The organism is Nonomuraea roseoviolacea subsp. carminata (assembly GCF_024172185.1).
Classification (GTDB): Bacteria; Actinomycetota; Actinomycetes; order Streptosporangiales; family Streptosporangiaceae; genus Nonomuraea; species Nonomuraea roseoviolacea.
Map to the genome: position 1 here is coordinate 9,226,347 of NZ_JAMZEC010000001.1, position 25,967 is coordinate 9,252,313.

25 protein-coding genes are annotated in these 25,967 nt (G+C 74.7%); 17 read left to right on the top strand and 8 right to left on the bottom strand.

Going from position 1 to position 25,967, the window contains the following annotated elements; all coding sequences use genetic code 11:
* Positions 1-80 precede the first annotated feature (80 nt).
* Positions 81-356 (top strand): hypothetical protein, encoded by a 276-nt coding sequence (locus HD595_RS42975; RefSeq protein WP_253779927.1) that lies wholly within the window; start codon positions 81-83, stop codon positions 354-356.
* Positions 357-377: 21 nt separating this feature from the next.
* On the opposite strand, the gene HD595_RS42980 is transcribed toward HD595_RS42975, so the two are convergent.
* Positions 378-791 carry an organic hydroperoxide resistance protein gene (locus tag HD595_RS42980; RefSeq protein WP_253779929.1) on the bottom strand — a complete coding sequence of 138 codons (414 nt, stop codon included), beginning with the start codon at positions 789-791 and terminating at the stop codon, positions 378-380.
* Between the two features lie 80 nt (positions 792-871).
* Between HD595_RS42980 and HD595_RS42985 the strand changes: the two genes are divergently transcribed.
* A complete protein-coding gene (locus HD595_RS42985; RefSeq protein WP_253779931.1) occupies positions 872-1,312 on the top strand; it encodes a MarR family winged helix-turn-helix transcriptional regulator in 441 nt (146 codons plus the stop codon).
* A 78-nt stretch (positions 1,313-1,390) separates the two neighbouring features.
* Here the strand turns inward: HD595_RS42985 and HD595_RS42990 are convergent, their stop codons facing one another.
* Complete coding sequence (locus tag HD595_RS42990; protein WP_253779933.1) at positions 1,391-2,062, bottom strand: TetR/AcrR family transcriptional regulator; 672 nt, start codon at positions 2,060-2,062, stop codon at positions 1,391-1,393.
* 75 nt (positions 2,063-2,137) lie between these two features.
* Here HD595_RS42990 and HD595_RS42995 point away from each other — a divergent pair, with 75 nt between their 5' ends.
* Both HD595_RS42995 and HD595_RS43000 read left to right on the top strand, forming a co-directional pair.
* Complete coding sequence (locus HD595_RS42995; protein WP_253779936.1) at positions 2,138-3,076, top strand: MBL fold metallo-hydrolase; 939 nt, start codon at positions 2,138-2,140, stop codon at positions 3,074-3,076.
* Positions 3,057-3,305: a maleylpyruvate isomerase N-terminal domain-containing protein gene (locus tag HD595_RS43000; protein WP_253779938.1), complete on the top strand. Its 249-nt coding sequence runs from the start codon at positions 3,057-3,059 to the stop codon at positions 3,303-3,305. The genes HD595_RS42995 and HD595_RS43000 overlap by 20 nt, the downstream gene beginning before the upstream one ends.
* A gap of 22 nt (positions 3,306-3,327) precedes the next feature.
* Here the strand turns inward: HD595_RS43000 and HD595_RS43005 are convergent, their stop codons facing one another.
* Positions 3,328-8,055, bottom strand: a complete 4,728-nt coding sequence (locus HD595_RS43005) for a hypothetical protein (protein WP_253779941.1) — start codon at positions 8,053-8,055, stop codon at positions 3,328-3,330.
* Between the two features lie 306 nt (positions 8,056-8,361).
* Positions 8,362-9,681, bottom strand: a complete 1,320-nt coding sequence (locus HD595_RS43010) for a chymotrypsin family serine protease (protein WP_253779943.1) — start codon at positions 9,679-9,681, stop codon at positions 8,362-8,364.
* 163 nt (positions 9,682-9,844) lie between these two features.
* On the opposite strand from HD595_RS43010, the gene HD595_RS43015 reads away from it, so the two are divergent.
* From HD595_RS43015 to HD595_RS43035, 5 genes are all read left to right on the top strand, one after another.
* The gene (locus HD595_RS43015) at positions 9,845-10,588 is read left to right on the top strand and encodes an AfsR/SARP family transcriptional regulator (protein WP_253779946.1); all 744 of its coding nucleotides are present in this window, start codon (positions 9,845-9,847) and stop codon (positions 10,586-10,588) included.
* A 180-nt stretch (positions 10,589-10,768) separates the two neighbouring features.
* The gene (locus HD595_RS43020; protein ID WP_308211347.1) at positions 10,769-11,170 is read left to right on the top strand and encodes a GntR family transcriptional regulator; all 402 of its coding nucleotides are present in this window, start codon (positions 10,769-10,771) and stop codon (positions 11,168-11,170) included.
* Entirely contained in the window at positions 11,167-12,006 is an 840-nt protein-coding gene (locus tag HD595_RS43025; protein ID WP_253779952.1) for an ABC transporter ATP-binding protein, read from the top strand. Before HD595_RS43020 ends, HD595_RS43025 begins: the two co-directional genes overlap by 4 nt.
* Positions 12,003-12,965 (top strand): ABC transporter permease, encoded by a 963-nt coding sequence (locus HD595_RS43030; protein ID WP_253779955.1) that lies wholly within the window; start codon positions 12,003-12,005, stop codon positions 12,963-12,965. The genes HD595_RS43025 and HD595_RS43030 overlap by 4 nt, the downstream gene beginning before the upstream one ends.
* 155 nt (positions 12,966-13,120) lie before the next feature.
* Entirely contained in the window at positions 13,121-16,651 is a 3,531-nt protein-coding gene (locus HD595_RS43035) for a S8 family peptidase (protein WP_253779957.1), read from the top strand.
* Positions 16,652-16,655: 4 nt separating this feature from the next.
* Here the strand turns inward: HD595_RS43035 and HD595_RS43040 are convergent, their stop codons facing one another.
* A complete protein-coding gene (locus HD595_RS43040; protein ID WP_253779959.1) occupies positions 16,656-17,618 on the bottom strand; it encodes a helix-turn-helix domain-containing protein in 963 nt (320 codons plus the stop codon).
* A gap of 102 nt (positions 17,619-17,720) precedes the next feature.
* A complete protein-coding gene (locus tag HD595_RS43045) occupies positions 17,721-18,257 on the bottom strand; it encodes a PadR family transcriptional regulator (RefSeq protein WP_253779961.1) in 537 nt (178 codons plus the stop codon).
* Between the two features lie 67 nt (positions 18,258-18,324).
* On the opposite strand from HD595_RS43045, the gene HD595_RS43050 reads away from it, so the two are divergent.
* Positions 18,325-19,086, top strand: coding sequence for an alpha/beta fold hydrolase (locus HD595_RS43050; protein ID WP_253779964.1), 762 nt, complete (start codon positions 18,325-18,327; stop codon positions 19,084-19,086).
* Between the two features lie 10 nt (positions 19,087-19,096).
* Here the strand turns inward: HD595_RS43050 and HD595_RS43055 are convergent, their stop codons facing one another.
* Positions 19,097-19,729, bottom strand: coding sequence for a TetR/AcrR family transcriptional regulator (locus HD595_RS43055; protein ID WP_253779966.1), 633 nt, complete (start codon positions 19,727-19,729; stop codon positions 19,097-19,099).
* A 111-nt stretch (positions 19,730-19,840) separates the two neighbouring features.
* On the opposite strand from HD595_RS43055, the gene HD595_RS43060 reads away from it, so the two are divergent.
* The 7 genes from HD595_RS43060 (at position 19,841) to HD595_RS43090 (ending at position 24,944) form a co-directional block, all read left to right on the top strand.
* Positions 19,841-20,392, top strand: coding sequence for a GNAT family N-acetyltransferase (locus HD595_RS43060; protein WP_253779969.1), 552 nt, complete (start codon positions 19,841-19,843; stop codon positions 20,390-20,392).
* 98 nt (positions 20,393-20,490) lie between these two features.
* Positions 20,491-20,841, top strand: a complete 351-nt coding sequence (locus HD595_RS43065; RefSeq protein ID WP_253779972.1) for a YciI family protein — start codon at positions 20,491-20,493, stop codon at positions 20,839-20,841.
* Between the two features lie 47 nt (positions 20,842-20,888).
* Positions 20,889-22,112 carry an RNA polymerase sigma factor gene (locus tag HD595_RS43070; protein WP_253779976.1) on the top strand — a complete coding sequence of 408 codons (1,224 nt, stop codon included), beginning with the start codon at positions 20,889-20,891 and terminating at the stop codon, positions 22,110-22,112.
* A gap of 83 nt (positions 22,113-22,195) precedes the next feature.
* Entirely contained in the window at positions 22,196-22,960 is a 765-nt protein-coding gene (locus HD595_RS43075) for an SDR family NAD(P)-dependent oxidoreductase (RefSeq protein ID WP_253779979.1), read from the top strand.
* Positions 22,961-23,071: 111 nt separating this feature from the next.
* Positions 23,072-24,055 carry an aldo/keto reductase gene (locus tag HD595_RS43080; protein ID WP_253779982.1) on the top strand — a complete coding sequence of 328 codons (984 nt, stop codon included), beginning with the start codon at positions 23,072-23,074 and terminating at the stop codon, positions 24,053-24,055.
* Between the two features lie 110 nt (positions 24,056-24,165).
* A complete protein-coding gene (locus HD595_RS43085; RefSeq protein ID WP_253779986.1) occupies positions 24,166-24,645 on the top strand; it encodes a class I SAM-dependent methyltransferase in 480 nt (159 codons plus the stop codon).
* On the top strand, positions 24,594-24,944 hold the full coding sequence (locus tag HD595_RS43090; RefSeq protein WP_253779987.1) for a hypothetical protein: 351 nt from the start codon (positions 24,594-24,596) through the stop codon (positions 24,942-24,944). Before HD595_RS43085 ends, HD595_RS43090 begins: the two co-directional genes overlap by 52 nt.
* A 10-nt stretch (positions 24,945-24,954) precedes the next feature.
* Here the strand turns inward: HD595_RS43090 and HD595_RS43095 are convergent, their stop codons facing one another.
* Positions 24,955-25,899: a maleylpyruvate isomerase family mycothiol-dependent enzyme gene (locus HD595_RS43095; RefSeq protein ID WP_253779989.1), complete on the bottom strand. Its 945-nt coding sequence runs from the start codon at positions 25,897-25,899 to the stop codon at positions 24,955-24,957.
* Positions 25,900-25,967 lie beyond the last annotated feature (68 nt).

Genomic DNA, 25,967 nt, shown 5'->3' on the forward strand with positions numbered 1-25,967 from the left:
TTTCACCGCATCCGACCAGGTAAGCGCTATCCCGCGATGGGAGGAGCCTGCCCGGGCGCTTCCCGGGTAGGGGTGGCGGAATGAACGATCACCTGGTCAAGATCGCGCACCCCCGCCTCCGTCCCGGCCTGGCCATGGAGGCGCCGGTCGACCCGAGCGACTTCCTGCTGCTGTTCACGGACGACACCGAGGCGCGGGCGCGGCTCGTGCGCGACGACACGGGACGGCCGGTGCTGCGGGTGGGCGCCCGGATGCGGCTGGACGGGACGACGGTGGACGAGGAGATCTGGACGGTGCGCGAGCTGGTGCGCCGGCCGGGCCTGACCGTCATCCGGCTGGGCGACGTCCTGACCTGATCCGGCGCCCCTGGTCGGCGGTCACTCGACGACGAGCTCGACCGGGATGTTGCCGCGGGTGGCGTTGGAGTACGGGCACACCTGGTGGGCGGCCTCCACCAGGGCGCGCCCCTCCTCCCCCTGGAGGTGGTCGGGCAGCTCGACCCGGAGCGCGACCGACAGCGCGTAGCCGCCGTCGCCGTTCGGGCCGATGCCGACCTCCGCGGTGACGGACGCCTCCGACACGTCGGCCTTGGCCCGCCTGGCCACGACGCCGAGGGCGCTGGCGAAACAGGCGGCGTATCCGGCGGCGAAGAGCTGCTCGGGGTTGGTGCCGGCGCCGGTGCCACCCATCTCCTTCGGCGGGGCGAGGGGCACGTCGAGCCGGCCGTCGGAGGTGACGGCGCGGCCCTCACGGCCGGTGGCGGTGGCGATCGCGGTGTAGAGGACGCTCATGGCTGCACTCCTTATCGGTTGGATGCAACTCGATTGTGCACAACTTAATTGAGGACCGTCAAATCGGGTAGCATGGGGACATGGACGCCCTCCGCCTCGACGACCAGGTGTGCTTCGCCGTCCACGCCGCCTCGCGCGCCCTCGACGCGGTCTACCGGCGCGAGCTGGCGGCGCTCGGGCTGACGTACCCGCAGTACCTCGTGATGCTCGTGCTGTGGGAGCGGGGCCAGGTGTCGGTCAAGGACCTCGGCCTCGCGCTGCGGCTCGACTCCGGCACGCTGTCGCCGCTGCTCAAGCGCCTGGAGGCGGCCGGGCTCGTGCGCCGCGAGCGCGACCCGGGCGACGAGCGGTCGGTGCTGGTGCGGCTCACGCCCGAGGGCACGCTGCTGCGGGCGCGGGCCGAGCCGCTGCCCCGGCGCATCATGGAGGCGTCGGGGATGGGGCCGGACGAGCTGGCGGACCTGCACCGGACCCTGGGCCGCCTGACCCGCTCCCTCACCGAGTCCGCCGGCCGCCCCTGACCACCCGCACCCTCACCGAGCCCGACACCCCCGCCTGACCCTGGCCGCCGCCCGGAAGACGTACCCCTGGAAAGGGTGTCATCCACCCGAACGGCGAGCCAGGCGCTCGGTGTGCGCCGAGCGGCCCGCGGGCCGGCCCGCCGCGTGCGACGCCTCCTGGGCCAGGCCGTTGAGCGTGGTACGGACCACGCGCTCGGTCTGGAGATCGACCGCGTGCGGGTCGTCGAAGCGGACCAGGCCGTCGGCCAGCAGCACGGCCAGCCCGTGCAGCGCCGCCCACACCACGAACTCCGCTCCCTCGCGGGCGGGCTCCGGCAGGGCTCCGGCGCCGGCGAGCCGGTCGAGCTCCGCGGTGAGCACGTCGTGCGGGTGGGGGGAGATGGCGGAGTCCGGAGCGGTGGCGCCGCCACGCAGCACGAGCCGGGCGACGGCCGGGTCGTCGAGCGACCAGCTCACGTAGCTGCGCCCCAGGGCGATCAGCCGCCGCTGGGGGTCGTCCTGCCGGCCGGGCGCGCGCTCGCAGTCCTGCCGCAGGCGCTCCCCCAGCCAGGCGAGCGTCCGCTCGGACAGGGCGCGCACCAGCGTGTCGCGGGAGGCGAAGTGGTGGTAGGCGGCGCTGGGGCTGACGCCGACGCGCGCCGAGGCCTCGCGCAGGGACCAGCCGTCGGTGCCGCGCTCGCGTACGAGAGCCTCGGCGGCGTCGAGCAGCGCGCTGCGCAGGTCACCGTGGTGGTATCGCCCCTTCGCCATCGCCCGATCTTAACACTGCTCAGTTCTCTGCTACGCTCGCCGGTATCTAAACGCTGTTCAGATTGGAGTTGGATCATGTGCCCCGCCGGCCTGACACCGAACCCGTCCCCCGACCTGAGCGACCTTCCCGACGTACGGACGAGCCCGCCGCCGATCGTGCGCGGCGAGCCCGTCGAGCTGACCGACGGCGTGTACGTCATCCCCGACGACCGCGTCGAGCTGGTGCCGAACGTCGGGATCGTCGTGGGCGAGCACGCCGCGCTGGTCATCGACACGGGCATGGGCCCCCGCAACGGCGCCCACGTCCTGGAGCAGGCCCGGCGCCTGGCCGGCGACCGGCGCCTGTTCCTGACCATCACGCATTTCCACCCCGAGCACGGGTTCGGGGCGCAGGTGTTCAAGGGTGCCGCGACGATCGTCTACAACGCCTCCCAGCGCGCCGAGCTGCACCGCAAGGGCGCCGCCTACGTCGAGATGTTCAAGGGGCTGAGCGCCGCCGCGGCGGCCGAGCTCGAAGGCGTCGAACTCGTCGACCCCGACCTGGTCTACGAGGGCCGGGCCGAGATCGACCTGGGCGGGCGCACGGCGGCGCTGCGGGCCGTCGGCCCGGCGCACACGGGCTCCGACCAGGTGGTCGTCATCGACGACCGGGTGCTGTTCGGCGGCGACCTGATCGAGACCCGCATCTTCCCGATCGCGCCGTACTTCCCGCCGTACGACGTGGACGTGGACGGCGCGGGCTGGATCGGCGTGCTCGACGACCTCGCCGCCCGCGAGCCCGAGATCGTCGTGCCCGGCCACGGGGAGGTGGCCGGCGTCTCCTTGATCCGCGACGTCCGCGACTACCTCGCCTACGTGTACGAGGAGGCCTCACGGCTGCGCGCGGCCGGAGTCTCCGCCGACGAGGCGGCCGCGCAGATCGACGAGCGGGCCCGCGCCCGCTGGACCACCTGGGAACGCCCCGAGTGGATCGGCTTCGCCGCCCGCGCCTTCCATGCCGGCGCGCACCGGTGACCGGCCACGCACGTCCCGCACCGGAATCGGAGGACAGATCAGCAGCCCCGACGCGGTCATAGCCGCCCTGCGCACCGAGCACGACCGGCTGGCCGGACTGGTGCCCGCCTTCGGCGAGGACGACCTGGCCCGGCCGTCCGGCGCGGCCGAACGGGACGTCTCCCAGGTGCTCGGCCACCTGGGCAGCGGCGCCGAGATCAGGCGTGTGATCGCCGCCACCCGCCCCTGACCGGTAGGTGATCAGTGGACGGTCAGCGGGTGTCCGGCCCGGTGGAGGGGGCGGAGCAGTCGCCCGCCTTGACCCCGGCCACCTTCCAGCCGGCGTCCGGGAACGGCGACATGAAGTGCGTCAGCAGGTCCACCGCGTAGTCCGGCACCTGGCCGCCCGGGTCGAGCAGCGACACCATCTGCGGCCCGTCCGCGCCGCGCAGCGTGATGGAGTCGCCCGTGCGCCCCGCGGCGAAGCCCGGCCGGGCGTCCACCGTCAGGCACGCCAGCCGCACCCCGGCGGCGCTGATCGACTGCCGGGCGCCGATGCGCCGCATCCGCTGGTCGTAGCGGCGCAGCGCCAGGGACGTGGCGCGGCCCAGCCGTACCGAGTCGTGGAAGACGTCGGCGCCGACCCTGCGGCTCAGGCGCACGTCCAGCCGCACGTCGGGCCGCAGGTCCACGCCCTTGGCCGCGATGTCCAGCCGGCCGTACGCGCCCTCGAAGCCCGGCGCGAGGTAGCCGACCGCGGCCGGCGCCTTCAGCCCGAACGGGACCCTGCCCGGCCGCACCCGCAGCCACGACACGCGGCGCGCCGTGATCGAGACGTCCTCGATCGCGCTGCGCTCCAGCCCGAACTCGCCGCTGACCTGGTACGACAGGAAGCCGGTCGTGTACGGGACGTCCTTGGCGACGGCGAGGCGCTGGCGGGCGACCGGGTCGATGGTCAGCCCGGCGCGCACCGCGAGCCGCCCGGTGGGCACGGGCCTGGACATCACATCGGCGCCCTGGCCGCCGGGTCCGGGGCGGATGGTGGTGTCGGCGGCCAGGTCGGCGACGGAGAGCGCCACACCGCCGAGCCGCCCGCCCGGATCGACGAGCCCGCCCTCCACGGCCAGCCGCCCGTCGAGACCGTTCAGCCCCTTGCCCGTGGTCTGCCCCTTGCCCGTGGTCTGCCCCTTGCCCACGGCACGGCCGGTTCCGGCGCTGGGGGCGGGGAGGGCCTTGTAGGTCAGGGCGGGGACGCGCAGGGCGCCGCCGGACGCGTCGGTGTCCAGCCCGAAGACGGCCGGCACGTCGCCGAGCTCCAGCTCGCCGCTGCCCGCCCCCGGCACGGTGACCGCGGCGCTGAGCCTCCTGACCGGCGCGGAGTCGGTGACGCGGATACGGGTGCGCGCCCCGTAGGTGCCCTGGACGTCCAGCGCCGCGGGAACCGGATCGACCGCCAGCCGCCCGCGCACGCCGCCCGCCTCGGCGTGGACCGTGAGCGACCCCAGCGTCACGGCCGGGGCGATCCGGTACACGGCCCGCACGACGCCGTGCCCGCCGACCTCGAACGGCCCGATCGCCATGCTCGTGACCGTGCTCGGCAGGCCGGTGAGCGTGGCGCGCGCCTGCACCGGGACCGGCGAGAGGACGGAGCTGGCGAGGTAGACGTCGAGGCCGCCGCCCCGTGGCCGGAAGCCGTCGAACGTGACCGCCCTCCTGGCCGGGTCCACGGTGACGCGGTCGGGCAGCCCGTTCAGGTCCACGTACGCCTGGACGCCGAAGCAGCCGCGCCCGGCGACGCAGAACGCGCCCTCCTGGCAGCCGGGCGTCCCGGGGGCACAGCGGCCGTCGACCAGCGAGACGCCGCCGCTCACGGCGGGGGCGGCGGTCATGCCGCGCAGAGCGCCCACCTTCCCCGCCCAGGCCCGCGCCCGCAGATCCAGCCGGGCGCCCGCGCCCTTCCCCGCCCGCGCGCCCGTCTCAGTGCTCGTCTCGGCGCCCGTCTCAGCACTCGTCTCGGCGCCCGTCTCCGCACTCGTCTCAGCGCTCGTCTCAGCGCCTGTCTCCGTGCCCGCTTCCGCGCCGCCACTGTTCTCGCGCGAGTCGGCCGGGCCGCCGGTGTAGGTGATCACTCCGTTCGCGGACGTCACGGACAGCCGTCCCGGGAGCGGACCGACGTGCCCCAGCAGCCCGAAGCGCAGGTCGCCCCGCGTGACGTCGGCGTCGAGCGCCAGCCGCTGACGCGCCGCCCCCAGCCCGGCCGTGAAGCCGGCCTCCTCCGGGGTGAAGTCCACGGTCCTCAGGCCCGTGACCCGCACGCTCGCGTCCAGGTCGCCGGTGGCCTCGTCGTAGTGGGCCGCCAGGTGCGGTCCCGTGGGCACGCGGACGCCGTCGTGGTTGGTGAAGGCCAGCTCCGCCGACCCCACCGCCCCCGACAGACCGCGGAAGCGGTACGCGCCGGGAGCCCACGAGGCGTCGAAGCGAGCCGGTACGCCGGTGACGCGCGCGGAGGCCCTGACGTACCGGCCGTCCACCTTGGCGCGCGCCAGCGCGGCGACGGAGCCGACGGACCGGTCGGACGTCCAGGCGAGGGCGCGGTCCGCGGTGTCGGCCACCAGCCGCACATGCCGCCCCGCACCCGCGATCTCCGCCCGCACGTCGTCGCCCTTCCCGCCGTCCCCCACAGCCCCGGAGGCCGGGGCGGCCGACGTGCCGGAGACGGGGGCGGCCGACGTCCCGGAGGCTGGGGCGGCCGGTCCCCTGGCGGCGTACAGCCGGACCCGGGGCAGCCGGGAGGTGCCCGTGACCTCGACCTCGGACCTCTCCCCCAGCGTCCAGGACGCCGCCACCTCGCCGCGCGTCCCGAACACGGTGGCGTCGACGGTCGGGCCCTGCTTCAGGTCCGTGTACGCCACCCGGGCCTCGCGGATCACGCCCGTCCCCCGGTAGACGGCCTTGCGGGCGGCCGGAGCAAGGGTCACGTCCACGTCGCCGGGGGTGTTGGACAGCTCGACCCGGGCCAGGCGCGTGCCGTCGAGGCTCGCCGCGGCGACGAACGACCGTCCCGGGGCGCCCTTCAGGCTGGCGCGGGGCGTGGCCCCGTACGTCACGTCGAGCCCGGACACCCCGGACACCAGCGCCGAGACGCCCAGCGCGGCCCCGTCCTTGATCATGGTGACGTGGCCGCCGCGCGGGCTGGACACCGCGCCACCGCCCCGCTGGAGCACCACCGCGAGCCGGCCGATCGCCGAAGCCGACGTCTCGGTGACCCGGCGCGCGGCCGGGTCGGTCTCCAGGCGCACCTCGGCGGGCAGCCCGTCGAGCTCGGCCCGCAGCACGGTCTCGGCGGCGGCCCGGTCGAAGCAGACCAGCTCGGCCGATCCCGCCCGGCCTCCGCCGGAGGTCACCTCCAGCGCGTGGCGTCCCTGGTCGGTCTCGTACGAGGCCGTCAGCGACGGCGGGACGTCCCGCAGCTTCGCGCTCATCGCCCTGGACAGGCGGCCGTCACGGTACGCGTAGCTGCGCAGCTCGGCGCGCCCGGCCGGGCTCGACCCGGAGAAGCGCACCCGGGCGGCCCCGTCGCGCCGGGCCAGCTCGACCCGGGCGCGGGTGGGCATGCGGTCGAGCACCGCGCGGACGTACCTGCCGCCGTCCACGGCCACCGCGTCCACCCTGGCGGGGGCGGACGCGGACACCTCCAACGTGGGGGCGCCGAGCGCGGCGTCCACGGTGAGGCTCCCGGTCGCGGGCGTCTGGGTGAGGCTGACGGCGGTGCGGCCGGTCAGACCGGCCATGACGGCCGCGGACGCGCCCGGGTCCGTACGCTTCACCTCGGCCCGTACGCGCCGGCCGGACAGGTCGACGGTGAACGTCCCGCGGTCGGCCGCCGACAGGGACGCCCCCTTCCGGAGCCCGTCGAACCCGACCGAGACGCGCCCGTCGTACTCCGCCCACACGCGCGCCCGCAGCCTCTCCGCCTTCCGCGCCGCGCCGGGCAGCCGCCGCACGGCGAACCCGAGTCCCACGGCGCCCTCCTGAGGGCGGGCGGCGGGCACCAGGTCGGCGGCCAGGTCGGGAACGCCGTCGCCCGTCACGTCGGCCGCCACGGGCACCGCCACGGGGCGGACGGCCGAGCAGGACACCGGCACCTCGGCGCTCTCCACGCACAGCCGATACGCCAACCCGGGCGCCGCCGCCGCGCCGGCCGGCGCCGTCTCCGCCGCGGCGGCGCCCTGAGCCGCCACCGGGGCCCGCCCCTGCGCCACGTCGGCAGCACGGGCTCGCGTCGCCGCCACCGCCAGTCCCGGGGCCACCTCCGCCGCGCGGGCCGGCGCCGTCTCCGCCACGTGCGCTCGCGTCACCTCCGCCGCAAGGCCCGGCGCCGCCTCCATCCGCAGGGGCTCCGCAACGGGCGCCCCGCCCTTGAAGGCCGCGCCTTCCCGCTCGCCGCCGCCGTTACCCGCCCGACGCACTGCACGGCCCAATCCTGCGCCGCCTCCCGCTGCGCCGCGCCCCTCTGCGCCGCCTCCCGCTGCGCCGCCTCCCGCTGCGCCGCCTCCCGCTGCGCCGCCTCCGCCGCCGCCGAGCGCGCCGGTGAGGGTGTCGGTCAGGGAGCGCGACAGCGCGGCCGGCGGGATCTTCACCGTCAGGGGGCGGGCGTCCTTGGTGTCGGGGAGGACGGACCGCACGTCAGGCCCCTTGGCGCCGACCTGACGGGACGCCTCGCGCTCGACCTCGCTCACCAGCCGCGAGCCCGCCGGAACGGTGATCTCCGGCGCGGCGGGGCCTTCGGGCCGCCCGCCGGCCTCCCGGAGGGCGGGGGAAGGCTCCATGGGGACGTTCACGGTGGCGGGAGCGGGACGCCGGACGGACGGCACCGGCCGCACCTCCGCCCCGGCGACCGAGGCGACCCCAGCGACCGCGGCGGAGGCGGAGGTGGAGGTGGAGGAACGCGCCGTCCGGGCGGCGCCGGAGACTTGCGCCGCCCGGACGGTACCCCGCATCGGGTGGGGCGCCACGCCATCCACGGCCGCCGCTCCCGCCGGCCCCGCGGCCGACGCGGGCTCCGCCGCTGTGGAACCCGCCGTCAGCACGGCACCGGCCAAGGACGCGGAGGCGAGCACGCGCGCGAACGCGTGCCGTGGATACCGCGACATCTAACGCCTTACCCCCGAAGCGGTCTCAATCATCACATCTCTAACAAGAGTTACGACCCGACCACATTTCCTCACTGGTCGTCAATCTGGACCCGACATGGGGCTCCAGGTGTCGATCACTCTGCCGGTGCGATGCCGCCCCGCGTGTCGCGTTCAGCGCTCCATGACCGTGACGCCGAGCGCCTGCGGCAGGTACCTGACCTCGCTGTAGACCGAGCGGCTCTTCCCGCCGACCTTGGCCACCCCGCTGTGGATGCCGTACGCGGAGGTGCCGTTGAACCACGGACCGCCGCTGTCCCCGGGCTTGGTGACCGCCTTGTCCATGGCGACCATGTCGCACTCCTGGTCGAAGCACAGGTTGATCCGGTAGATCTTGGCGCTGGACTTGTAGCCGCTCGTCCGGCCGTAGTTCGACAGGCGCACGCCCTGCACGGCCCAGCGGGTCTCGTCCACGTACCGGGTCTTGCCCTTGTTGTAGTAGAAGGTCTTCGCCGCCGTGTAGCTGCCGCGCGAGAACCACGCCACGTCGCCGTGACCGCCGCTGTGGCTGCCCTTGCGGGTGACGATGGTGTAGTCGTTCGTGTCGTGGTTGTGGTAGCGCTGCTTCGAGGGATAACCGCAGTGGGCCGCCGTCGTGACTCCCGTCGTGCTGCCCTTCTTGACGGTGAACCCGGTGGTGCAGTGCGCTTCGCCGCCCGTGGTGTTCAGCAGGCCGCCGCCGCGGAGGTACGCCTGGGGCTGGTACTCGAGCTGGTCGGCGACCTCGATGTCGACCTTGATGGCGGGGTTGGCGGACGCCAGCCGGGCGGGCAGGAGAGAGGCGCGGAAGCGCTCCTTGGCCGCCGGGTCGGTGATCGGCTCCTTCGGCTGCGTCCGGATGGTGATGACGCCGGTCTGGACGTCGTACTCGCCGGCGCTGGTGGCGACGTCGGGCCGGGCGAGGATCTCGTAGTGCGTGGCCTTGAGCGTCTGCCGCAGCTCCTCCTCGGAGTACGGCCGGCCGCCGAAGACCTTCACGGGGTGGCGCACGGTCTTGGCGAGGTTCGTCACCGTCGTGGGGGCCTCACCCTTGAAGGCGATCGACGCGCTGGAACCGTCCTCGGAGATCACCGCTCCGGCGTAGGTGTCGGGGAAGGAGTCCCGCGCCTCGTTGGCGACCCTGACGAAGTCGTCCTGCCAGCCGTAGCGGGCGACGGCCTCCTCCAGCGTGATGCCCTCCTCGGTGGCCGCCTGCCGGAGGTCCTCCATCTCGGCGGCGTCGACGTTGCCGACACTGGCCGTGTCCTCCGCCGTCTCCTCCGGGCCGCTCTCCTCGGGCACGTCGGCGGAGTCGTCCTGCGTGACGGCCTCGGCCTTAGGGGTCTCGCCGCCGGTGGCCGCCCCGGAGCCCGGGGTGGCGCCGTACGCGACGGCGGGGGCCACGGATATCGCGACGGTGGCCGCGACCGCGACCCCGAGTAACCTACTGATCACGTGCCGGTCCTTTCTTCATGTCCCTCATGCGGGACAGACGCGGCAAGATCATCACAGGTGGCGGTTCACAAACGGTTCACCTCACAGCGTCATCGGTCATGACATATCGTCCTTTATCGTGTTGTCCTTTATCGGGAGATCGACGTCGGGCCGTGAGGCCTGAGTGGAGGTACGCCTCCTCGGCGCGCTGCACGTCCTGACCGCCGACGGCCGTACCGTCGCGGTGACACGGCGCAAGCACCGCCAGCTCCTCGCCCTGCTGTGCCTGACCCCCGGCCTCGGCGTCTCGGTCGACCGGCTGGTCCGCGGGCTCTGGAACGGCCGGGAGCCGCGATCCGCGCGGGGGAACGTCAAGACCTACGTCTGCGACCTGCGCGTCCTGCTCGGCCCGGAGGTCACGATCGAGCCCGTCCCCCAGGGGTACCGCGTCGAGGGCGCCGACGTGGACGCCGTGCGGTTCGCGGCCCTGGCCGACGCCGGCCGGCGGGCCCTGGAGGGCGGACGGCACGAGGAGGCGGCCCGCGAGCTGGCGGGGGCGCTCGCGCTGTGGACCGGGCCCGCCCTCGACGGCCTCGGCGACGGCATCGACCCCCTCGGCATGGCCGCCGCCCGGCTCACCTGCCGGCGCCTGTCCGCGGTGCACGACCACGTGGAGGCGCTGCTGGCGCTGCGGCGCCTGGACGAGGCCGTCGCCCACCTGCTGGCGGCGCTCGCCGACGAGCCGCTGCGCGAGCGGCTCTGGGCGCAGCTCATGCTGGCGCTCTACCGGGACGGCCGGCGGGCGGAGGCCCTGGACGCCTACCGGGGCGCCCGGGCGGTCATCGCGGAGTCGCAGGGGCTGGACCCCGGCAGGGAGCTGACGGCCCTGCACGCGAGGATCCTCGCCGACGACCCGTCACTGGGCTGAACCCCCGCGGCCCGCTTCCCGACCGGCCACGCCGTGGAGGACGGCCGCGTCTTGGCGCGGCGCACGCCTCCGGCGGTTTTGTACCCGGCGGTCCTGCCCTGGTCGGTCAGGTAGGCATTCTCGACGATTGACAACGAGCGCCCCCATCCAACACCATTTCACTATTCGACTAGTGAAAGGGTGTTTTGGTTGATCGAGTTCAACCTGGACCGCGGCTCGGGGGTTTCGACGTACCTGCAGCTCGTTCACCAGGTCAAACAAGCGCTCCGGCTCGGTACGCTGCGGCCCGGCGACCAGTTGCCGACCGCCCGCGAGGTGGTCGAGAGCCTGGCCATCAACCCCAACACCGTGCTCAAGGCGTACCGGGAGCTGGAGCGCGAAGGTCTGGTCGAGGGGCGGCCGGGGATGGGGACGTTCGTCCGGCAGGGCATCGCGGGTGCGACGCTCGCCGAGCACACGCGGCTGCGGCGCAGTCTGGAGGAGTGGGTGCGCGACGCCCGCGCGGCCGGGCTCGATCAGGAGGATCTGCGGGCGCTGTTCACCGTGGTCCTGGCCGACGCCGCGAAGGAGGGCGTGGCATGAGGCCCGCGCTGGAGGCGACCGGGCTGGGAGTCCGCTATCGCCGCACGTGGGCGTTGCGCGACTGCTCGCTGTCCGTGCCCGCCGGGCGCGTGGCGGCGCTCGTCGGGCCTAACGGCGCGGGCAAGACCACGCTCATGCACGCGGCCGTGGGCCTGTTGCGGCCGACGCTGGGAAGCGTCCGCGTGGCCGGCGAGGCGGCGTTCGTGGCGCAGGACAAGCCGCTGTACGAGAGCTTTACCGTCGCCGAGATGCTCGCCTTCGGCCGCCGCATGAACACCCGCTGGGACGACGCCGCCGACCGGCTCGCCGGGCTGGGCATCCCGCTGAAGCAGAAGGTGAGCGGGCTGTCGGGCGGGCAGCAGGCGCAGGTGGCGCTCACGCTGGCACTGGCCTGTCGGCCCGACCTGCTCGTGCTGGACGAACCGCTGGCCAACCTCGACCCCGTCGCCCGCCACGACGTGATGCGCTCGATCATGGCGGAGGTGGCCGGCCGGGAGCTGACCGTGCTGCTGTCCTCGCACGTCGTCTCCGACCTGGAGGAGACGTGCGACTGGCTGGTCGTGCTGAACGGGGGCCGGCTCCAGGTCAGCGGCGACATCGAGGACCTGCTCGACGGGCATCTCGTGCTCACCGGGCCGGAGGGGGCATCGGCGGCGGGCACGCAGGTGGTGGGCGCGAGCCGCGTCGGCAGGCAGGTCAGCATGCTGGTCAGGGGCGCGCCCCCGCTCGATCCGCGCTGGCAGGCGCGCCGCCCCGGGCTGGAGGAGCTCGTCATGGGCTACCTGCGCAGCCCCGAGTCGGCGGCGCTGCCGGGACTGACGGGGGTGGGCGCGTGATCTGGGTGACGTGGCGCCAGCACCGGGCGCAGATCCTCGTGACGGCGGCCTTCCTGGTGCTGCTGGGGATGCTGCTGCTGGGTTCGGCGGTGGAAGCGAGCCGGTACGTGGCCGAGCACGCCCCGCCCGGCTGTCCCGGGGTCGCCGTGGCGTGCGGAGACCTGGCGGTCGCGCTCGGGCAGCGCTACGAAGCGGTCTACTCGATCTTCGGCTGGATGCCTCTGGTGGCGCCCGCGTTGATCGGGGCGTTCTGGGGCGCGCCGCTACTCGGCCGCGAGTACGAACGCGGCACCCACCGCCTGGCCTGGACCCAGTCCGTGCCCGTCGGGCGGTGGTTGGCCGTCAAGCTGTCGCTCCTGGGCGGGGCAGTCGTGGCGGGCGGGCTGCTGCTGTCGCTCATGGTGAGCCTGTGGCGGCCGGTGTTCAGGACGGGGGCCGACTCCACGTTCGGCAACATCGGCGTGTTCAACATGGTCGGGGTGGGGCCGGCGGCGTGGTGGCTGTACGCGTTCGCGCTCGGCACCGCGGCCGGCACCCTGTTCCGGCGTACGCTGCCCGCGATGGCGCTGGTCGTGGCCGGTGTGGCGGTGTCGATGTTCACGCTGTTCCAGCTGAGCGACTACTACGCCGAGCCGGCGCGTACCGAGCTGTCCGGCACCGTGCTGCCGGCCGATCCCGACGCCCGGCTGGTGAGCGCCGCCTGGGTGGAGCCGTCCGGGAGGGAGGTCGCCGAGCCGGCCGACAGCGGCTGCCCGCGTCGGGTGGACGTGGGGCAGAGCAGCAAGAATGCCGAGGCGTGGCAGGCGTGCCTGTTCGGCAAGGGCTACCGGTACGCGGTGTACTACCATCCGCCGTCCAGGTTCTGGCGCTTCCAGTGGACCGATGGGGGGATCCTGGCGCTCGCGTCGGCGGCCCTCGTCGGCCTGGCCGTGCACCGCACCCTCCGCCGCCCCGGCTGACACGCGGCTCGCAGCGGAGGCGGCGGCTGCCCACTCCTGGCGCGTGTCGCAATCGCGACATGGCAGACAAACGGCATAGGTGACACCTGGTGTGGGTGGCACTCCATCACCCACTCTCGTGTCCACTGTTTGCTGCTAGGAGAGGTTTCGCCCCCATGCACTGGTCCGTCCCTGTGGCGGTGGCCGGAGTCACCACCGCCGCGTTGTTGAGCTCCCCGTTACCCGCGGCCGCCGCCGAGCCCGCCGGCGAGAGCGTCCACCGGGTCACGTTGATCACCGGTGACGTGGTGACCGTCAGGCAGGCCGGACCGGGCAGGCACGCGGTCGAGGTGAAGCCGGGGCCGGGCCGTGAGCGGATGGCGTTCAGCACCACCGAGGAGAACGGCGAGCTGCGGGTCCTGCCCAACGACATCGTCCCCTTCCTGGCGGCCAAGCGGCTGGACCCCGGCCTGTTCTCGGTCACCCGGCTGATCGCCCAGGGGTACGACGACGCGCGGACGGACAAGCTGCCGCTGCTGTTCCTCTACGACGGCTCCGCGCCGAAGAGCGCGACCGGGGCCGAGCTGGAGAGCGTCAACGGCCGGGCCGTCGCCGCGGACAAGCGCACGATCGGCACGCTGTGGAAGTCGCTCGACGAGCCGCGGGCCACGCTGGCGCAGGGCGTGACGAAGATCTGGCTGGACGCCAAGGTCAAGGCCACGCTCGACCACAGCGTCCCGCAGGTGGGCGCGCCGGAGGCGTGGCGGGCCGGGTTCGACGGCAAGGGCGTCAAGGTCGCCGTGCTGGACACCGGTGTCGACGCCACCCACCCCGACCTGGCCGGACGCGTCAAGCAGACCAAGGTGTTCACCGGCGAGCCGAGCGTGCGCGACGGCAACGGGCACGGCACCCACGTGGCCGCCACCATCGCGGGCGGCGACGGCAGGAAGGGCGTCGCCCCCGGCGCCGAGCTGATGGTCGGCAAGGTGCTCGGCAACGACGGCTCGGGCACCCTGTCCGGCGTCATCGAGGGCATGGAGTGGGCCGCCGCCGAAGGCGCGTCGGTGATCAACATGAGCCTCGGCGGGGGCGCCACCGACGGCACCGACCCGCTCAGCGTCGCCGTCGACACCCTCACCGAGCGCACCGGCGCCCTGTTCGTGGTCGCGGCGGGCAACGACGGCTCCGCGTACTCCATCGGCACTCCCGGCGCGGCGACCTCGGCGCTGACCGTCGGCGCGGTCGACGGCAAGGACGCGCTCGCGCCGTTCTCCAGCCGCGGCCCGCGCCTGGACGACGCGCCCAAGCCCGACCTCACCGCCCCCGGCGTGGCCATCGTCGCGGCCCGCGCGGCGGGCACCAGCATGGGCGAGCCGGTCGACGAGCGTTACACGGCCGCCTCCGGCACCTCGATGGCCACGCCGCACGTGGCCGGGGCCGCCGCGATCGTCAAGCAGCGCCACCCCGACTGGACGGCGAAGCAGATCAAGGACGCGCTGATCGGCTCGGCCAAGCCCGTCCCGGGCCAGCGGATCGACGACGCCGGCGCGGGCCGCCTGGACGTGGCCCGCGCGGTGCGCCAGGGCGTGACCGCGACCGGCGTGGTCGACCTCGGCGAGCACCAGCGGGGCGCGGGCCCGGCCACGGCCGAGGGCACGATCACCTACACCAACGGCACGTCCGCCCCGGTCACGCTGGAGCTGGCCAGCTCCCTCGACGGGGCCGCGCTCAGCGCCGGCACCGTGACGGTCGCGGCGGGCGCCACCGCCGACGTCAAGGTCACCGTGGACCTGGCCAAGCTCTCCTTCGGCCGGTACGGCGGGCTCGTCACCGCCACCGCGGGCGCGGACCAGGTGCACACCACGCTGGCGCTGACCTGGAAGGGACCGCAGCACAAGGTCCACTTCACCGCCCTCGACGCCGCGGGCCGGCCGACCGGCGCCGACACGCTGTCGATGTTCGGCGCGTCGCAGCAGGACGACCTGTTCACCTGGCTGCCCGTGGAAGGGCTGACCGTCGAGGTGTCCGAGGGCACCTACATGACGCAGTCGCTCAACCTGGGCGGCGGCTGGGGCCGCATGCACCCGCGGGACGGCATGGTCGTCATCCCCGAGCTCAAGGTCGACCGCGACCTCGACGTGGTGCTCGACTTCCGCCGGACCACGCCGGTGACCATCAGGACCAGGGAACCCGCCGAGCAGGTGGGCATCTACACCTCCTTCACCTATCGCGCGTTCGGCTCGCGCAAGATCTCCCAGGGCGTCATGAACTTCGACGTCGTCGAGGGGCTCAACGTCTCACCGACCCAGCCGGTGCGTGACGGCTCGTTCGAGTTCGCCTCGCGCTGGCAGCTCGTCGCGCCGAAGCTCACCGCCCGCGTGCCCGGCACGGCGCAGCCGTACCGGATGGGGTTCCTGGGCCGGTCGCCGGGCGTGGAGGGGCGGCACCTGTGGCGGCTCGCCGACGGGGCGGCCGGGTCCAAGGGCCGGGCCGCGGTCATCCGCAGCGAGGACATCGACTGGGCCGACCCGGCCGCCGCCGCGATCAAGGCGGGCGCGGCCGCCGTGATCCTGGTGCTGTCCCCCGACGACGCGTTCGGACATGGCTGGAAGCCGGTCGGCGCCGACCTGCCGATCCCGGCCCTGGTGGTCGCTCATGACGACGGGCAGCGCCTGCTGGAGCGGATCGGGAAGGGCGAGGCGAGGCTCGAGGTCACGGGGACGATGAACTCGCCGTACCTCTACGACGTCATGCAGGTCTCCGACGGCCGCGTGCCGGACAGGATCGTGCACGAGGTGAACGACAGCAACACCGCACGCGTTGACACGACATATGCCGACAACGGGGGCTTCGCCTGGGCCAAGGAGCAGCGCTTCGGCTGGCGCCCCTGGCAGTCGTACGCGCTCGGCCAGCAGATGGAGACCCAGCGGATCGTGAAGACCCCGCTGCGCCGCGCCGAGTACGTCAACGCCGACGGCTCCTTCTGGCAGCACATCGTCAACCACCAGTACGTCTGGGACGACATGGGCCCGCTGGTCGACGGCATGACCGAGCAGCCACGCACCTACCGGCCCGGCACGCGCACCGCCGAGAGCTGGCACGCCCCGGTGGTCCGCCCGGCGATCCCCGCCTGGCTCAAGCCCTCCACCCGCGAGGGCGACACGATGGAGATCCGGATCCCCGAGTTCGTGGACTCCTCCGGCCACGTCTCCCGCGCGGGCGTGGACAACGACACCGCGTCGGCCCGGTTCTTCCGCGACGGCACGCTGGTGGCCGAGCGCGACGCGGCCTGGGGCGCGTTCCCCGCCGCGCCGCAGGAGGCCGCCTACCGGCTGGAGCTGTCCACCAGGCGCACCTCGGAGGAGTGGACCACGGCCACCGCGACCGAGACGGCCTGGACGTTCCGCTCCAAGCCGGGCGAACGGGTGCTGCCGCTGCTGCAGGTCGACTATGACGTGCGCCCGGAGCGCCCCGGTCTGGTGGGCTTCACCGTACGACACCAGGAAGGCGTGAGCGGGGCGCGCGCGAAGGACCTGAAGCTGGAGCTGTCGTACGACGACGGCGCGACATGGGCCAGGCAGCCGGTGATCGCGCTCGGCGGCGGACGCTACAGCGCGCTCGTCCTGCGCCCGCACCCGTCGCTGCGGGTCACCGCCACCGACTCGGCCGGCAACACGGTCCGGCAGACGGTGATCAGGGCCTACTGATCGGTCAGAGCCAGTTCTCGCGGGCGGCGTGCCAGGCCAGTTGCATCCGGGTCCGGGCGCCCGCCCGCTCCATCAGGTAGGCGATCCGGCGCTGCACCGTACGCTGCGAGATCCTGAGCTGGGTGGCGATCGACTTGTCCGGAACGCCGGCGACCAGCAGCGACAGCAGGAAGAGGTGGTCGGAGTCGAGCGGGCTGCCCGGGCTGGTGAGGCTGACCGGCGTGGCCCGCTCCCACAGGCTCTCGAACAGCGCCTTGAGCGCGTCGAGCAGGCTGCTGGGCCTGATCAGCGCGGCGGTGAGCTGGGTCAGGCCGTCGGTGTGCTGGATGAGCGGGAGCACCCCGAGCTCGCCGTCCGCGATGATCATCCGCACCGGCAGGGCGGGCAGCGCGCGGGCCTGCTCCCCGAGCGTGATGCCCTCGGCGAGGTTGACCAGCATGCCGGGTTCCTCCAGCAGCGCCCCTTCGTAGATGACGCGGAAACCGACGCCGCGCCGCAGCGCCGCGAGCTCCTCGATGTTCTCCTGCGAGCTCATGGCCACGTGCCCGGCCCGGCACAGGCTGAGCACCTCGTGCCGGGCGCCGTCCTGCAGCAGCCGGAGCTGCTCGCGCAGCGCCGTGCGGCTGGTGATCACCTCGATGAGCTGCGCCGCCTCGCGGCGCCGCGCGTGCGCGAGGTACTCCCCCGTGAGCTGCTCCATGGCGTGCCGGGCCCGGTCGACCTCGGCCTGCCTCCGGTGGAGGCGGGGGGCGAGCGCGACGTCGGGCGCGACCGCCGTGAACCGGCCGGGATCTCCCGGAACGGCGCGCGCCAGCCCCTTGGCCAGCAGCGAGCCGAGCGCCCGCCGCGCGACCTCGGCCGCCACGCCGAGCTCCTCGGCCAGGGCGTCGGGCTCGGCCTCGGTGGTCCTGACCAGCAACCGGTAGGCGGCCTCCTCCTCCGCGTCCAGCCCCGCCGCGCTCAGCACGTGCCGCTCACGACCAGATCCGGATTCACCCGGCCATTGTAGGGAGGAGCCGCCGGGTGATGTCCGGGCCGGTGGTGGCGGACGCGCCGCCCGCGGCGACGGTCATGGTGCGGCGGCCCGGTCGAGGGAATCGACGGTGGCGCGCAGCCACGCCAGCTCGGCCCGGCTGGTGGCCCGGGCGATGCTCAGCAGCCCCTGGCGGAAGGGGTCGCCGAACTCCTCCGCCCGCATCGGCCGGTCGCCGTCGTAGAAGAAGCTCGCCGGCTGCTCCAGGAACGCCAGCCGCCGGCGCAGCACCTCGGCCTGCGCGGCGGGGTCGTCCAGGTGGCGCAGGAAGGCCAGCAGCGTGAACCAGCGGTTCTCGTCGCTGAGGTCGAGCGGGTCGGGGTCGCGCAGCCTGCGCTCCAGCTCCCGCTCCCCCGCCTCGGCCAGGTGGAGGACGCGGCGGGGCGCCGCGGCGGCGCCGGGCTCGTCCTTGCGGGTGATCCACCCGGCTGCCGCCATCCGCTTGATCGCCGGGTAGAGCGTGCCGTCCGCCACCGGGCGGACGTGGCCGGTCAGCGCGGCCACCTTCGTGCGCAGGTCGTAACCGTGCGTCGGGCCGTCCTTGAGGAACCCGAGTATCGCCAACTCCAGCATGTGTACTACTCTACATCGGCACCGAGATACCTCGGATCCGATGTATTGAACGAGCAGGAGGTCACCCATGCGTGACGCGATCGTCCACGCGAGCGGCGCCCGGATGCGCTGGGTCGAGCTGCCGGGCACGGACCCGGCCGTGGTGTACGTCCACGGGCTGGGCGCCGCCTCGGCCCCCTACTACGCGGCGGCGGCCGCCCATCCGCTGCTGACCGGCCGCCGCTCCCTGCTGGTGGACCTGCTCGGCTTCGGCATCAGCGACCGGCCGGCCGACTTCGCGTACACGCTGGAGGCCCACGCCGACGCGCTGGCCGCGGTGCTGCGCGAGGCGGGGGCGGAGGGGGCGTCCCTGGTCGCCCACAGCATGGGCGGCGCGGTGGCGATCGCCCTGGCCGCGCGTCACCCCGGCCTGGCCGCCCGCCTGATCCTCGTCGACGCCAACCTCGACCCGTACCCTCCCGGGCTCGTCAAGCCGGGCGGCAGCGGCATCGCGAGCTACACGGAGGACGACTTCGTCAGCCACGGCTGGAAGGAGGTCCGCGAGCGGGTGGGGGCGCACTGGTGGGCGACCATGCGGCTGGCGGACCGGCGCGGGCTGCACCGCACGGCGACGAGCCTGGCGAAGGGCACGGACCCGGCCATGCGCGAGCTGCTCGTCTCCCTGCCGATCCCGCGCGCCTACCTGTACCCGGAGGGCGAGGCCCCGGCGGCGGCCGGCGACCTCGCCGCCGCGGGCGTGCGGCTCGTGGAGGTCCCGGACGCGGGTCACAACATCATGCTCGACAACCCGGACGGCTTCGCCCGCGCGGTCTCCGCGCTGCTGGCCTGACCTGGCGCGCTCAGGGGCGGGAGGCGAGGGAGGCGATGAGGGCGTCCGCCCGGGCGAGGACCTCGGTGAGGGCCGCCCCGGGGTCGTCGGCACGGGCCACGAGCATGGCGCCCTCGCACAGCGCCCCGAAGAGCAGATGCGCCCGCACCGTCACGTCGCCGGGCCCGATCCGGCCGGCGCCGGCCGCGGCGGCGAGCCCCTCGCGCAGCAGCCGCAGCGTGTGCCCGTACTCGATCCGCCGCACCTCGTCCCAGCCCAGCACGGCCGGCCCGTCCAGCAGGACGATCCGCCGCGTCTCCGGCTCGGCGCAGGCGAGCAGGAACGCGCGGGCGCCGCGTCGCACGGCCGCCAGCAGGTCCGCGTCCTCGCCGCCCTCCGCGCCGTCCGCGCCGGTCGCGGGGTGGAGGGCGGCCTCGGCGATCACGGTGGTCAGGCGCTCCTGCTGCCGGACGAAGACGGCCCGGAACAGGTCGGCCTTGCCGGAGAAGTGGTGATAGACCGCCCCCTTGGTCAGGCCCCCCGCCCGCGCCACGTCGTCGATCGACGTGGCGGCGTACCCGTCGCGCCCGAACAGCAGCCCAGCCGCCTCCACCAGCTCACCGGTGGTGGCCCGCGTCCGCTCGGCCTGCGTGCGCCTGCCCACCCCGCCCCCTTCCGGAACGACCGTCCTCCTCGGCGGTCCCCCGCATGCAACCACAGGCACGGCGGGGAGAACACGTCGAGCCGGGCCCGGGCGGCTGGCTAGCGTTCGTCCATGGACATCTTTCTCACGACCGACCGGCTCCTCCTGCGGCGCTTCACCGAGGCGGACGCCGACCTGCTGGTCGAGCTGGACAGCGATCCCGAGGTGATGCGCTACCTCAGCGGCGGCCGGCCGACCCCGCGCGAGGTGATCGTGCGCGAGACCCTCCCGGCGTTCGTCCGCTCGGGATTCTTCGCGGCGGTCGAACGCGACACGGGCGCGTTCGCCGGCTGGTTCCACCTGCGGCCCGCCCACGACGGCGACCCCGAGGAGCCCGAGCTGGGCTACCGGCTGCGCAGGGCGTCCTGGGGCAAGGGGTACGCGACCGAGGGCTCGCTCGCGCTGATCGACAAGGCGTTCGGCGAGCTGGGCGCCCGGCGGGTGTTCGCCAGGACGCTGACCGTCAACCGCGGCTCCCGGGCGGTGATGGAGAAGTGCGGCCTGCGCCACGTCCGGACGGACCTCCAGGACCGGTCGCACGCGATCGACGGCGCGGAGGAGGGCGTGGTCGAGTACGAGCTGACCCGGGCCGAGTGGGAGGCGAGGAGAGCGAACACGTCGTGAATCCCGTGCCGCCCGGTGTCGAAACCGCGGCGGCCCGTTCGTGTGGAGGATGAGAGGACGGCGACGACGCCGCGCACACGACAGCGAGGAGAGCACCGATGCGCCAGCAGTACCTGCTCAACCTGTACCAGCCCGACGGCGACCCGCCGCCGCCCGAGGTGCTGGACCCCATCATGCGGGAGCTGGCGGCCGTCGACCGGGAGATGCGGGAGGCGGGCGCGTGGGTGTTCAACGGGGGCCTGCACCCCGCGAGCAGTTCCACCGTGGTCCAGGTCCGCGACGGCGACACGCTCATGACCGACGGCCCGTTCACCGAGGGCAAGGAGCACATCGGCGGGCTCGTGATCGTCCAGGCGGACGACCTGGACGGCGCGCTGGAGTGGGCGCGCCGCATCTCGGCGGCCAGCGGGCTCCCGGTCGAGGTGCGGCCGTTCAAGGAGCTGCCCTGACCGGCGCCGGGCCGCCCCCGCCCGGCGGCCCGGGCCGGGACCCGGACGTGGACGTCGAGGGGGTGTTCCGGCGGGAGTACGCCCGGGCGGTGGCCGTGCTGGTCCGGCACTTCCGCGACATCGACCTGGCCGAGGAGGCCGTCCAGGACGCGTTCGCCGTGGCGCTGGACCGCTGGCCGGCCGAGGGCACGCCGCCGAGCCCGGCCGGGTGGATCATCACGACCGCCCGCAACCGGGCGATCGACCGCCTGCGCCGCGAGTCGTCCCGGGCCGGCCGGCACGCCGCCGCGGCCCTGCTGCACGCCTGGGACGACCCCGGTTCCCCCGCCGAGGAGGGCCCCGTGCACGACGACCGGCTCCGGCTCATCTTCACCTGCTGCCATCCCGCCCTCGCCGTGAACGCCCGGGTGGCGCTGACCCTGCGGCTGCTGGGCGGGCTCGGCACCGCCGAGATCGCCCGCGCGTTCCTGGTGAGCGAGCAGGCCATGGCGCAGCGGCTGGTCCGGGCCAAGGCCAAGATCCGGGACGCGCGGATCCCGTACCGCGTGCCGCGCGAGGCCGACCTGCCGGACCGGCTCCGCTCCGTGCTCGCCGTCATCTACCTGATCTTCACCGAGGGTCACACCGCGGCCTCCGGCGACCGGCTCGTCCGCGACGACCTGTGCGCGGAGGCGGTGCGGCTGGGCCGGCTGCTGGCCGAGCTGATGCCCGACGAGCCCGAGGCGCTCGGGCTGCTCGCGCTGATGCTGCTCGTGCACGCGCGCCGCGCCGCGCGGACCACGCCCGGCGGCGACCTCGTGCCGCTGCCGGAGCAGGACCGCTCGCTCTGGGACCGGGAGCTGATCGCCGAGGGGCACGCGCTGGTCCGCCGGTGCCTGCGCCGCGGCCAGCCGGGGCCGTACCAGATCCAGGCGGCGATCAACGCGGTGCACGGCGACGCGCGCACGGCGGCGGACACCGACTGGGGGCAGATCGTGCGGCTGTACGACCAGCTCATGGTGGTCGCGCCGTCGCCCGTCGTGGCGCTGAACCGGGCCGTCGCGGTGGCCGAGACCGACGGCCCGCGGGCCGCGCTCGCGCTGGTGGACGACCTGGACCTGACCGGCTACCACCTCTTCCACGCCGTCCGCGCCGACCTGCTGAGACGCCTCGGACGCGACGCGGAGGCGGCGGAGGCGTACGGGGCGGCGATCGCCCGCACCGCCAACGCCGCCGAGCGGGACTTCCTGCGCCGCGCCGAGCGGAGGGCCCGGCACGGGGATCGGCGGTAGCCGCCGCGCGCGTACCGGTTCGGCGGAGACTCCACCCCCGTGCACCTGGTGCACTGGTCAGACCAGTCGCTAGGGTTCCTCCTATGACGGGATACGACGCGTTGTTCCGCCTGGACGGGCGGCGGGCTGTGGTGATCGGGGCCGGGAGCGGCATCGGGCGGGAGGCGGCCCTGGCCCTGGCCGCGCACGGCGCCGAGGTGGTGTGCGCGGACCGCGACCTGCCGGCCGCCGAGGAGACCGCCGCGCGGGCCGGCGGCCGGGCCCGGCTGCTCGACGTGCTCGACGCGGAAGCGGTCCGGGAGGCGGCGGCCGGGGAGCCGGCGGACGTGCTGGTGTTCACCGCCGCCACCAACGTCCGCAAGCGGCTGCTGGACTACTCCGGCGAGGAGTTCGCCCGGGTCGTGGACCTCAACCTGCGGGCCTCGTTCGACGTGGTGCGCGCCTTCGGGGCGGGGATGGTGGAGCGGCGGCGCGGCTCCATCGTCGGGTTCGCGTCGATCCGGGCGTCGGTCACGGAGCCGGGGCAGAGCGTCTACTCGGCCACCAAGGCGGGGCTGGTGCAGCTCCTGCGCACGGCCGCCGCCGAGTTCGGCCCGTACGGGGTGCGGGTCAACGCGGTCGCGCCCGGCGTGGTGGAGACGCCGCTGACGCGGCAGATCAAGGAGAGCCCCGCCTGGTACGACGCGTACGCGGCCAAGAGCGCGCTCGGCCGCTGGGCGCGGCCCGAGGAGATGGCCGGGGCGGTGGTGTACCTGGCGAGCGACGCGGCGAGCTTCGTCACCGGGTCCGTGCTGTACGTGGACGGCGGCTGGACGGCCGTGGACGGCCGTTTCGACCCGCCCAACTGAGCCGCCTCGACCCCGAACCGCTTCGGCCCCGCCCGGCCGGGTGGGTCGCGAGGCGTCCGAACAGGCTGTTAGCGTTCACACACCAGCAGGGCGGGGAAGGGGAACGGCACCATGGAGCAGCGGGTTCTCGGCCGGACGGGCCGCCGGGTGGGAGTCGTCGGGCTGGGCGCCTGGCAGCTCGGCGCCGACTGGGGCGACGTCCCGGAGGACGACGCCCTGGCCACGCTCACCGCCGCGGCCGAGGCCGGGGTGACGTTCGTCGACACCGCCGACGTCTACGGCGACGGGCTGAGCGAGCGCCTGGTCGGCCGCTTCCTCAGGACCCGGCCCGCCGGCGAGGTCACCGTGGCCACCAAGATGGGCCGCCGCGTGCCCCAGGAGCCCGGCGCCTACACGCTGGACAACTTCCGCGCCTGGACCGACCGCTCCCGCGCCAACCTGGGCGTGGACGTGCTCGACCTGGTGCAGCTCCACTGCCCGCCGACGCCGGTCTACTCCTCCGACGAGGTGTTCGACGCGCTGGACACGCTGGTCGCCGAGCAGCGGATCGCCGCGTACGGGGTGAGCGTGGAGACGCGGGAGGAGGCGCTGACGGCGATCGCCCGGCCGGGCGTGGCGACCGTGCAGATCATCCTCAACATGCTGCGGCTCGGCCCGCTGGAGGAGGTGCTGCCGGCGGCCCGCGCCGCCGGGGTGGGCGTCATCGCGCGGGTGCCGCTGGCCAGCGGCCTGCTGTCCGGCAGGTACGACGAGCACACGACGTTCGCCGCGGACGACCATCGCACCTACAACCGCCGCGGCGAGGCGTTCGATGTCGGGGAGACCTTCTCCGGCGTGGACTTCGCGACCGGGCTGGAGGCGGTGCGGCGGCTCGCGCCGCTGGTGCCGGAAGGGGTGACGATGGCGCAGTTCGCGCTGCGCTGGATCGCCGACCAGCCGGGCGTGAGCGTGGTGATCCCGGGCGCCCGCAACCCGGAACAGGCCCGCGCCAACGCGGCGGCTGCGGGGCTGGCCCCGCTGCCGCCGGAGTCGCTGCGCGCCGTGCGCGACGTCTACGACGAGCTCGTCGCCCCGCAGGTGGCCGGCCGCTGGTGACCCGCCCCGGCCGGCCGTACGATCATGGTCGTCGATGACGGTCCACACGGGTGGGCCGCTCGCCGCGCGGACCGGCGGGACGAGGGCCGCCACGGGCGACGAGGGGTGACATGGAGACGGGGTTCGCGGCGGGTGAGGGCCGGTGGCGGGCGCGGCTGGGCACGCTGCGGCAGGTCGTCCGGCAGGAGCTGGTCACCCGCCAGCTCCGGGCCCACCTCCCGGGGCGGGCGCCGCTGCGCGTCCTGGACGTGGGGTGCGGGCAGGGGACGCAGACGCTGCGCCTCGCGCGGCTCGGCCACGAGGTGACGGGGCTGGACTCCTCCCCCGCGCTCCTGGCCGACCTCGGCCGCGCCCTGGCGGGCGAGCCGGAGGAGGTGCGGCGCCGCGCGCGGACCGTCGAGGGCGACGTGCGCGACCTGGCGTCGCTGTTCGAGCCCGGGAGCTTCGACGTGGTGCTGTGCCACGGCGTCCTGATGTACTTCGCCGACCCCGAGCCGGTGCTGGACGACCTCGCCCGGCTGCCGGGGCCGGGGGCGTCGTGTCGCTGCTGGTCCGCAACGGCGACGGGCTGGCGATGCGGCCGGGGCTGACGGGCGACTGGGCGGCGGCGTGGCGGGCGTTCGAGGAGCCGTCGTACGGCAATCGCATCGGCGTGACGGCCCGCGCCGACCGCCTGGACGCCCTGACCGCCTCGCTCGCCGGGCGGCGGCTCGACGTGGCCGCGTGGTACGGGGTGCGGGTCTTCACCGACACCGCCCCGGACGACGCCGAGGTGCCCGGGGAGGCGGAGCTGGCCGCGCTGCTGGCGTGCGAGGAGCGGGCGGGCGCCACGGACCCGTACCGCCGCGTGGCCGCCCTGACCCATGTGATCGCGGTACGGGCGGCGTGACGGCGCGCGCTCAGACCGGGGGGACGAGGACGAAGTAGCGGTCCAGCAACCTCGGGTCGCCGCGCACCTCCAGCCGATCCTCGGGGATCCGCCGCCACAGGTAGAGCATGAGGTCCGACGCCGTCCCCGTCACCTCCACATCGGCCGGGCCGGCGTCGGCAGGGCCGTCGGCGGCGAGGCCGTCGGCGGCGGCGCCGTCGGCGGCGGCGCCGTCGGTGGCGAGGCCGTCGGTGGCGAGGCCGTCGGTGACAGGGCCGTCGGTTGCAGGGCTGTCGGCGGTGGGTCCCGCGTCGGCGCCCGGCGGGCTCGCGCTGAGGTGGATGGCGTCGGCGTCGAAGCGGACCGTCCACACGCCGGGGCCGTCGCCCTGCCGGAAGCGGTACCGCTCTCCCAGTCCTGGAGGCGCCTGCGTCCAGCCGCGCCGCGCCGGCGCCATGACCTGGAAGGTCTGGGTCACGGCGTCGGCGGCCAGCTCGGGGTCCATGGGGCCGGCCGCGCCGAGCGCGCTCTCGGCGTCCCACCGGTGCACGGCCGCCTCGATGGCCTGCATCCGCGTCCAGAAGCCGACGCTCCGCTCCGCCGACCAGGTCCAGGCGGGCGTCGCGGGGTCGTGCGCCCTGAACCGCTCCTCCAGCAGCGCGGCCCCTTCGGCGAACCACTCGCCGAGCCCGCGCGGGATCGGCCCGCGGTTGGGGGCGTTCTCGGGCCGCGGCCAGCCCGTGAGGTCGGCGGGCAACCGGAGGAAGGACAGGTCGCTCGTGTCGGGCAGGCCGCTCAGCCCGTCCTCGATGATGCGGGTCAGCCCGCGGTGCACCCCGCCCAGATGGACGATCAGGTCCGCGACGGACCAGCCCGGACACGACGGCACCAGGGGCGCGCCGTCCATGACGGCCGCTCGGGACGTCGCGTTCCGGAACGCCGTGATCTCGCGATGGAAGTGGGCGACATGATCCATGACTCCACTGTCACATCCGCGGCCCGATCCCCGAACCCGCCGGGCCGATCCGCTCAGGCGGGCCGATC

What these genes read in the sequence shown, in the direction of transcription:
- HD595_RS43000 (WP_253779938.1), top strand. Translation starts at nt 3,057, where the DNA reads ATGCCGGCGCGCACCGGTGACCGGCCACGCACGTCCCGCACCGGAATC.
- HD595_RS43060 (WP_253779969.1), top strand. Translation starts at nt 19,841, where the DNA reads ATGGACATCTTTCTCACGACCGACCGGCTCCTCCTGCGGCGCTTCACC.
- HD595_RS43025 (WP_253779952.1), top strand. Translation starts at nt 11,167, where the DNA reads ATGAGGCCCGCGCTGGAGGCGACCGGGCTGGGAGTCCGCTATCGCCGC.
- HD595_RS42975 (WP_253779927.1), top strand. Translation starts at nt 81, where the DNA reads ATGAACGATCACCTGGTCAAGATCGCGCACCCCCGCCTCCGTCCCGGC.
- HD595_RS42985 (WP_253779931.1), top strand. Translation starts at nt 872, where the DNA reads ATGGACGCCCTCCGCCTCGACGACCAGGTGTGCTTCGCCGTCCACGCC.
- HD595_RS42980 (WP_253779929.1), bottom strand. Translation starts at nt 791, where the DNA reads ATGAGCGTCCTCTACACCGCGATCGCCACCGCCACCGGCCGTGAGGGC.
- HD595_RS42995 (WP_253779936.1), top strand. Translation starts at nt 2,138, where the DNA reads ATGTGCCCCGCCGGCCTGACACCGAACCCGTCCCCCGACCTGAGCGAC.
- HD595_RS43045 (WP_253779961.1), bottom strand. Translation starts at nt 18,257, where the DNA reads ATGCTGGAGTTGGCGATACTCGGGTTCCTCAAGGACGGCCCGACGCAC.
- HD595_RS43085 (WP_253779986.1), top strand. Translation starts at nt 24,166, where the DNA reads ATGGAGACGGGGTTCGCGGCGGGTGAGGGCCGGTGGCGGGCGCGGCTG.
- HD595_RS43080 (WP_253779982.1), top strand. Translation starts at nt 23,072, where the DNA reads ATGGAGCAGCGGGTTCTCGGCCGGACGGGCCGCCGGGTGGGAGTCGTC.
- HD595_RS42990 (WP_253779933.1), bottom strand. Translation starts at nt 2,062, where the DNA reads ATGGCGAAGGGGCGATACCACCACGGTGACCTGCGCAGCGCGCTGCTC.
- HD595_RS43065 (WP_253779972.1), top strand. Translation starts at nt 20,491, where the DNA reads ATGCGCCAGCAGTACCTGCTCAACCTGTACCAGCCCGACGGCGACCCG.
- HD595_RS43005 (WP_253779941.1), bottom strand. Translation starts at nt 8,055, where the DNA reads ATGCGGGGTACCGTCCGGGCGGCGCAAGTCTCCGGCGCCGCCCGGACG.
- HD595_RS43050 (WP_253779964.1), top strand. Translation starts at nt 18,325, where the DNA reads ATGCGTGACGCGATCGTCCACGCGAGCGGCGCCCGGATGCGCTGGGTC.
- HD595_RS43035 (WP_253779957.1), top strand. Translation starts at nt 13,121, where the DNA reads ATGCACTGGTCCGTCCCTGTGGCGGTGGCCGGAGTCACCACCGCCGCG.
- HD595_RS43075 (WP_253779979.1), top strand. Translation starts at nt 22,196, where the DNA reads ATGACGGGATACGACGCGTTGTTCCGCCTGGACGGGCGGCGGGCTGTG.
- HD595_RS43095 (WP_253779989.1), bottom strand. Translation starts at nt 25,899, where the DNA reads ATGGATCATGTCGCCCACTTCCATCGCGAGATCACGGCGTTCCGGAAC.